The 8443-nt window shown below is 59.5% G+C and carries 5 protein-coding genes; 3 read left to right on the top strand and 2 right to left on the bottom strand.

Translation table 11 applies throughout. The features are described from left to right. The first annotated feature begins 993 nt into the window (after window positions 1–993). Window positions 994–1725: an AAA family ATPase gene (locus tag EPJ54_RS12725; RefSeq protein ID WP_239590909.1), complete on the top strand. Its 732-nt coding sequence runs from the start codon at window positions 994–996 to the stop codon at window positions 1723–1725. Between the two features lie 247 nt (window positions 1726–1972). Here the strand turns inward: EPJ54_RS12725 and EPJ54_RS12720 are convergent, their stop codons facing one another. Beyond that, complete coding sequence (locus tag EPJ54_RS12720) at window positions 1973–2284, bottom strand: hypothetical protein (protein ID WP_135212074.1); 312 nt, start codon at window positions 2282–2284, stop codon at window positions 1973–1975. Window positions 2285–3672: 1388 nt separating this feature from the next. Here EPJ54_RS12720 and EPJ54_RS12715 point away from each other — a divergent pair. Then, window positions 3673–4497, top strand: a complete 825-nt coding sequence (locus EPJ54_RS12715) for an alpha/beta hydrolase (RefSeq protein ID WP_239590908.1) — start codon at window positions 3673–3675, stop codon at window positions 4495–4497. Between the two features lie 279 nt (window positions 4498–4776). On the opposite strand, the gene EPJ54_RS12710 is transcribed toward EPJ54_RS12715, so the two are convergent. After that, window positions 4777–5103 carry a hypothetical protein gene (locus EPJ54_RS12710; protein WP_135212073.1) on the bottom strand — a complete coding sequence of 109 codons (327 nt, stop codon included), beginning with the start codon at window positions 5101–5103 and terminating at the stop codon, window positions 4777–4779. A gap of 2588 nt (window positions 5104–7691) precedes the next feature. Between EPJ54_RS12710 and EPJ54_RS12705 the strand changes: the two genes are divergently transcribed. Next, a complete protein-coding gene (locus EPJ54_RS12705) occupies window positions 7692–8390 on the top strand; it encodes a response regulator (RefSeq protein ID WP_239590907.1) in 699 nt (232 codons plus the stop codon). Window positions 8391–8443: the final 53 nt, after the last annotated feature.

Raw genomic sequence — 8443 nt, 5'->3', positions numbered from 1 at the left:
ACACGATTATCGAAGGCTTCAGCCAGTTCGTTACCTCCCTGTCTGCTCCGATCGCTTCCGGCTGGAGCATCTGCCGGGTGGGGCTTGCACCCACTGGAAAGCGCCGCCTTTGCACGGCGCACGCCGAAAGCGGACATGGGCGCGCACGCAGCTAGCGACCGCCTTGCCAAGTGTCCTGTCGCCGAGTGGACCCAGCCGGTCCATAATCTTCCGGTGTAAGATCGCTGCACCATCCGAGCACGTCAGTCATGAGGGCGGCGCCGTCCACGTTGCCGAGTCGTTGCTTGACGCGATGAAGTATTCGCCGCTCTGCGGCTGTGACGCTCGCGGCAAGCGCTTCCTCTGTGAGCGGACCCAGCTCCGCAATCTGTGTTGCTGAGAGCTGGTGGGGACAAGGGTTGCCGCCCGAGTGACCCGGATTAGGCCAATAGTTTTCGAAAATGAGTGCGTCTGAGCCAGTGAAGAATGTCACTCCGCGCCCGGCGTCGCAGTTCGCGGAGTCGGCGGAAAGATGCACAGACGCCCAGTCACTTGTCGCAGTCCAGGAAGCGCAGCCACTCGCAAGAGTGCGTTGCCAATGCCAAACCGACCCCACCTTCAGTTCGTACTCCCAGGATGAGCCACTTGGGACACCCGGCGGGGCACAAGACGCCGCGGCCAAACACACCACTATGACGACCGAAATCCTAAGCACGTGCGCCTCTCATGGGAGGGTAGCGTAGCCCAAGCCGCCGCGCTCGACGAGCATTCGCTGATGTCTGTTTTGGGCCAGACGCGCGCCGTTCGACATTTTTCTCGAATGGCCAACACTCTCCAAAGCTGCCGATCGTGCCCAGCCCTTCAAATCGGCACGCCGTCGCCGAAATGCGACATTCGCCAAGGGCCTTGCGCTACTGGCATTCGCAACGATGATCGCCAATGTGGGAGTGGCCCGTGGCAAGAAGACATCGCCCAAGTAGTTCAAAGCCGCCCTACCTCCGGCGCATCAGTCTTTTGGACCACATTCCGTCGGAGGCGCAGGCGCGCCACCCGCTCGATCTGCCCGCTTTTCGCGCCGGCTTCGATCTGGAGATCACGAAACCCATCACAATCCTTGTGGGCGCCAATGGGTCAGGGAAGTCGACGATATTGGAAGCGATTGCGGCGCACTGCGGCCTTGCTCTTACTGGGGGCACCAAGAACGTGGCGCATCGAACGGCTGAAGACGAACTCCTCTCGCGGTTTCTGCGCTTCAGCTGGATGCCCAAGGTGACCCAGGGCTTTTTCTTCCGCGCTGAAACGTTCTTCAGCTTCGTAGACGTGATCGACCAGTTGGCCCGCGAAGGCGGCGACGCGTACGGTCCGTATGGAGGCGTCTCCATGCGCAAGCGCAGTCACGGTCAGTCCTTCATGGCTGTTTTCGAGAACCGCTTCGGGTCGCGAGGCATCTACCTGATGGACGAGCCCGAGGCCGCCCTCTCGCCGCAATGGCAAGTCGAGTTCTTAAAAATGCTGCGACGGCTCGAGCAGCGCGGCGAGTCCCAGGTCATCATCGCCACGCATTCACCTATGATCATGGCCTACCCCTCAGCGTCACTTTTGGAAATCTCGGAAGCGGGCTTGGCGCCGATCGAATTTCACAACACACAGCATTTTCGCATGACGCGGTCTTTCGCGCTCAATCCCGACGGCTTCATGGCGGGCATTATGTTGGATGCGGAAGATGAAGAAGAACGGGAAAACTAAACGACCGCTGTGGGCCACGGCCCGGCGCTAAGCAATATTTCTCGAATGACTGACGCGCTCTACACCTGCCGATCGTGACTACCTGGCTCATGGCTCTCCTCCGGCTGAAACTGGGAGCTTACGCCACCGGCTGGAGTGGAGGGCCGTCCACCGCATCGATTGCAGACATCCGTCTCTTTGATCCCTCACTTTGAGATCAATGCGCATCGCCAAACCACTTATCCCGGTCGCGGGATCCCCGAGAACACTATTCCGGTGGCTCCGCACTCAAATCGCCGCGTTCATCGACGTAGGGTAGCGCGGCTGCAGCCACTGCAAACGCATCAACGCCGTGCACGTCGACACGGAGTCGCGACATCTGTGGCTGCCAGCGCAACACCCCAGTGAATTCAACTAAGAGGTCCTGCGGTGGTCCAGAGCTGTCGAACAGGGTCGCCCACGCGACAGATTCCAGCTCATGATAGTATTCCTTTGCGCGAAGTTCATCGGTATTTCGCCAATCAATGGTGCGATCGGGGCACGCCGCGTCGACGAGGAACCAGCCATGAGCACTAATCACCAAATGCGCTCTGGCACGGATTGAATCGCCATCGGAATGCTGATCGAGTTGGCAAAACTCAACTGACGGAGTTGGCCCTGCAGACCGGTCGCAGCCGGCGGAAAGCACACCCGCGACCAGTGCAAAGAATAGCAGGTGCGGGCGCATCACAGCTCCTGCTCCATCAATTAACTCGATCCAAGGGCGTCTCGCTGACTGCACGCCGATTGAGTAGACGTCCCAACGGCGTCAGCCAATTCTGATGGAGTTACGAACGACCGCAAAGGGCCAGCCATGCGCCATTCGACATCTTTTCCGAATGGCCGGCGCGCTCGAAAGCCGTCGCTCGCGCCGTGCCCGTCGATCCGGCACGCCGTCGCCGAGACCAGCCGCCGACCAGTATCATTATTCGACGTGCGGTCGAACCAATACCCATCTCGTATCTTCACCACTGGCAAACAGACCGTTCAGTCGCTCGATAATGATCCGACGTGCCGCCTTGCGAACGGCGCGTTGATTGTCGGCGATGCATGTTCGACTCGAACCTTCGAAGTCGGTGACCTCCTGCACGCCTCGAATTGGACCGTCGCGCAGAGCGTCGGCATCGAGCTAACGCGCCGGCGCGACGTTTCGACTTTCCCAAGCCACTCGCCATAAATTATCTTCACCGCGTCGCCATGAAGTCATGCAGTAGCCATGCATTTCGATGGCGTCACCTGAGGATGGATCGGTACGGATGACGATGCACTCACCACGAGAAACCGCCAACGTCCCGGAAGTTTCAAACTCGGTGTGAAGGAATTGAATGGACCCGTTCGGATCTGCGAAAAGGCTCTCGTTGGTCAGCTCGATCCCGACATGCGGTCTTCCGCGAACGAATAAAGGCTCGTAGATCGCATTGCCTCGGTCGTAGAATTCCGCGGCTGCCCCGGAGTCTTTCCCTGCTAGCGCCTCTGCAAGAGCGCCGTGTCGCGTTCGCAACGCGTCTACGTCTGGCCCCATGAAGGCTGGACTTTGCTGTTCTTCGCAAGCCAACAACGCCGCTGCGCAGAGAACCGCCCCCAAAACCCGCACTGACGCCTCCATCGCTGCCCGCACGCCGGCAGCGATTCTTTAGCGTAGTTGCAGCGGCTAACGAAATCGCTATTCGACCCGATCGCCACGGCACACATTCTCCATAGCGAGCGCGCCAGACCGCCGCATCCAGGCTGGGATCGCCGACCGACTTGAAAAGGGCCAGCTTAGGCCAAAGCGACAAGAACGGTGATTGGCCGGCCCGCTCGAAACCTGCCGCTAGCGCCCTTCCCGCTCGAACGGCCTCGGGCGGTGGCCTTCGCTTAAGCCCTTATTTGGCCCGCTTCTGGGCGGACTTGCAGCGCCTTCCAGATTTAACGGAGCTGGCGACGATCATGAGCACGCCCTCAAGCGTCTTGTTTCCAACGGACATCTTCGTTTCGCATGGATATGCGGAGCACCTCGTTGATCTCGGCGAAGTCACAATGAATTACGCGGTCACCGGACCAGAATCGGCGCCCGCGCTTTTGCTTGTGCCCGGACAGACCGAGTCATGGTGGGGCTACGAGCAGGCGATGAAACGGCTTGAAGACCGTTTCCGCCTCTACGCGGTGGATTTGCGCGGCCAAGGCCGCAGCACTCGCACGCCCGGCCGCTACACCGTCGACAATATCGGCAACGACCTCGTGCGATTCATACCAGCCGTCATCCGGAGTCCGACGATCGTGTGCGGACTTTCTTCAGGGGGCGTGCTGTCGGCGTGGCTTTCTGCCTATGCACCGCCTGGACTCGTACGCGCAGCGCTCCTCGAAGACCCGCCGCTGTTCGGCGCCGAGCACAAGACAAGTTGTGGTCACAAGCACCACGAAAGCCTTGTATCGCTGATGTTTACGGCATTCTCGAAGTACCTTGGCGATCAATGGTCCGTGGGAGATTGGGCCGGTTTCGTGACGGCGGTCAAAACAACTATGCCGCCGATGCTCGCAGCCAGGCCATATGATCCCGCTTCGCCACCGCAGATGCTGAAGGAGTATGACCCAGAGTGGGCGAGAGCATGCATCGAAGGAACGATGTTCGCGAGCTGCAATCACGCGCGCATGCTTGCGCAGGTGAAAACGCCAGTGCTGTTGACGCATCACTTCCGCGGCGTCGAACCACAAACGGGCCTCTTTGCCGGCGCACTTTCGGACGAGCAGGCGGCGCGTGTCGGCATCTGGTGAAAGCCAATGGTCAGCGGTTTGACTACCAATCCTTTCCGGAAATGGGTCACTTCATGCACGCTCAAGATCCAGATCTTTATGCGCGCGTCGTCACCGATTGGATCGCAACGCTGGATTAGCCTTCGTCTTCGTCGGCAGGGCCACCAACCCGAGCGGCGGGAATGGGCCAGCCATGCGCCATTCGACATTTTTTCCGAATGGCCGCCACGCTCGAAACTCGTCGCTCGCGCTCTGCCCGTCAATTCGGCGCGCGCTCGCCGAAGACCGCCATTCGGCGTTCTAGCGTCGCGTATTTTTTAGGATCAGTTCCTCAAAGTCCTGGATTAGAAAGGCACCCTGGCGACCATCTCCCGCCTTATACGCGGCATAGCAACGCTCAAGCGTTTCAAGTATTTTCGGCGCAGCACTACGTCGCTCTAGTCGCTCCTCCACGAGATGGAATTTAGTCCGCAGTATTTCGAAAGCTCTTTCTAGATTGAGCTGTTGCTCTTCCGTCAAGAAGTCTTCTCTGATCCAACGATCAGGTGCGTCGCCAAGCACTACGGTGATGAAACCGATGTACGCATCAAAATGCTTTACTCCGTGATCGAACGATTGCGTGGTCATCTCGGTCCCCCAAACGCGCAATCAAGTATAGGTCGAAAGCGTCTGCAATGGGCCAAGCCATGCGCCATCCGACATTTTTTCCGAATGGCCGGCGCACTCGAAACCCGTCGCTCGCTTCTTGCCCGTCAATTCGGCGCGGTCTCGTCGAGAGCGCCAGGCCAGATCGGGCTTTGTGCAACCCGCCATCTGCCTCCTTGACTATCTCGCTCCGCCTCTTGTCCGAAATCGACGGTAGGTAGCTCAAGCAGATCGGGCTGGGCATCAAGCACGTGATGCAAGTGCACCCAACGACGGTCAGCCTCCACGTGATCCGCTGCGCCGCAGAGCATTTGAAGGCCGCCGCGCACCTCGTGCACGAACAGAAGGACCGGCGCTCCCTCCATCACATGGCGACACGCGGCGCAACCCTTACTGACGAGAAACGAATTAACCAGCGAGGGAAATGGTCGGCTCAGACATGAACCTAAACTACTGATGTCGGCATTGCAGGCCAACGTCCGCGATGGGCCACGGCCCGGCGCTCAGCAATATTTCTCGAATGACCGGCCCGCCAAAAACCAGCCGCTCCCGCCCTGCCCGTCAATTCGGCACGCCGTCGCCGAAGACCACCGTTGGCCGAAGAATTGAGGTGTGCCCTCGGTCACGGCGATAAGCGCCGCCCTTGGGTAGGTTTGCTCATCGAAGCGATGACGCTTCGAACCGAGGAGCAAACCAAATGACCAAGTTTTACGCCCTGATCGCCGCCTGCGCAGTGTTCGCCCCGGTTGCCTTCGCGACCCTGAACCAAGCCGCGCAAATCGTCGCCTGATCGGCCCCGCCCACACCTGAATTTCGAGAGCAGTCCAATGACCAAGTTCTACGCTCTGATCGCCGCTTGCGCCGTGTTCGCACCGATGGCCATGGCCACACTAAGCCAAGCCGCTCAAATCGTCGCGTAACAACGCGATCACATCGACCGGCAAGACAAGGCCCGCGAAGGATGCTCCCCCCTTCGCGGGCCTTGTTCTTTTCCGAACGGCTGACGCCATCCAATCACGTCACTGGCGCAACGCCCGCAAACTCGGCGCGCTATCGCCGATTGCAGTCGCTCGGGAGCCCTTCTCGACACCCAGCGCTCAATCCTCCACTCTTACAACGCGCCCGCGAAGCTGCAGTCTCGAACTGGCCCTATCGACCACGCATTGGGCGCGCCCGGGGCAACTACTCCCACTTGATCATGCTCGACGGCAATTCTGAAAGCGTTCGGGGGGGAACTGCGTTGCCAGGTTCGACAGGTCACTTCCGGCAAATGTGAGTCGCTGAGACGCAGCACGTAATCAACCCGGAATTCCACCGCGACGCTGGCTGGTCTCGGATGAGCCAAAGATCCCAGCGTGGACTCTACGGCCCGGCCGAAAATTGAGTAGTTGCATATCACCCCGTTAGGCGACGGCGCAGCGCAAGAAAATCCTAGCTCCGTTGCCGATCGGCTTTGCTCGGCCAGCGGCGCGTTGCTGAAGGTTCCTCTGCCTAGCGGCGGCGCGCAATCGACGTACGTTTCGCTTAAAGTAACGCCAGGGATGCCGGGACGAGAGGTCCGGTGAATGTTGCGCCAATTCGCGCACTCGATTCCGCTTGAGCGCACCGTCAATGCGTCTTTGATCTGACCCAGGTCAAAGCCGCGAAGGTCGCCGCGAGCATCCATGTAGACATACCACTTAAGCGCTTCGGGCTCCAAAGACACCAGTCGGTCCGTGGCTCGTGTCGAGAGCTCCACACGCCAGTGCCCGTCATCAAGGGGCGTCACGTTTGAGAGAGGCGGTCTGGCGCACGCCCCCAGTGAGATCGCCATGCACAGAACAACCACTCTAAGCGGTGTATTGAGCATCACTAGGTGAAACCTCGGACTGGCTAAACGCGGTCTTTAAGCGAGGCCAGGATAGACGCGGCGCAGACGTCCACAATGGGCCAGTCGTAGCCCGTCCGCCAAATTGTAACGAGCGGCTACTTGAGGGCCCTTCCTGCCGATTGATCCCAAAACCAGACTCTAAGCCGAGGCCGCCTGTTTTCGGACGTCGCGGAGGGTTCGCAGCCACGACAAAACCGGGTTTCCTTTTTGGCCGGCGTTCGCGACAATCGAAGTATGAATGGGGCGCCCAGGCACGCACGTCAGTTGGGATTGATCGTTCTTTGCATCGTCGCTCCGGTGGGGATCACGACGGGTCAATTGTGGTTGTCCAGATCTTTTGATCTCTGGTCCTGGTGGACCGGGGTTTCCGATCTTATCGCCATCGCTGTCGGAATAGTGATCGGTCTGGTGGGCATCGGGCTTCTCCAACTCCCACGTTCACAGCGTCTCGCGTTTGGCTTACTTTATGCGGTCTTCGGGAGCGGAGCGTTGTTCGTTTGGACAATAATGTTTGCCTGCTCCGCGTTTGGCGGTTGTTTATAGGCGCTCAAACATCCCAATTGCGGAAGTTGGCGGTTCCTTGCCTCAAAGCGGACGCCCGAGCCCTTCTCCAGACGTCCAGCAGAAGGCAGCGCGCCCCCGCCATTCAGCGGGGGCGACTTCGGTTCTGACCTGTCGTAGGATTCCTGGTCTTCCTCAAATGCGCCCTGAAATGACCCGCTTAAATACCGATCAAGATTTCGCGCCGGCGATCCGCGCATTGGTCGTCGAGGATGATTGCGTTCTCCGTGCGCACCTGGTGAAAATAATACGTGCTGCCCCCGACATCCACTTGATCGCGGAAGCCGGCACGCTCCGCGAGGCGTTACCCCTCGTTGAGTTGCTGCCCGATATCGTGCTGCTCGACCTTGGACTCCCGGACGGCAGCGGCATTGAGCTGATTCAAGCACTACGCAGCACCGTCCCCAGCAGCAAAGTACTCGTCGTGACCGTATTTGAGGATCGCGCCAGCGTCCTTGCAACGCTGAAAGCAGGCGCAGACGGCTATCTTCTCAAAGACAACAACACCGACGAAATTCTCACCGCCGTCCGCGCGACTGTTGCGGGTGAGACGCCGATCAGCGCGCGCGCTGCGGGTCACCTGTTGAGCTTCATTCGGCAAGATTCAGCGCCACATCAAAGCGAGCCGCAGACAGTTCTTAGCCCGCGCGAACTCGAACTACTGGAACACCTCGCACGGGGCGCGAGCCGCAAAGAGGCCGCCCGGGAGATGAAGCTGTCTCCGTTCACAGTCGCCGAATATGTGCAGAATATTTATCGCAAGCTCTCGGTGCGTTCGCGTAGCGAGGCTGTCTATCAGGCCTTGAGCACGCGACTCATTACGCTTGATCGCGAATGACGATCCCCTCGCTTGAGGGGATGGGCTAGGCGTCATCACAGTGAGACCACCTC

The sequence above is a fragment of the Vitreimonas flagellata genome (assembly GCF_004634425.1).
In the GTDB taxonomy this organism is placed as follows: Bacteria; Pseudomonadota; Alphaproteobacteria; order Caulobacterales; family Aquidulcibacteraceae; genus Vitreimonas; species Vitreimonas flagellata.
The sequence above is the reverse complement of the archived record's forward strand: the minus strand, read 5'-3'. Positions and strand labels throughout refer to the sequence as shown.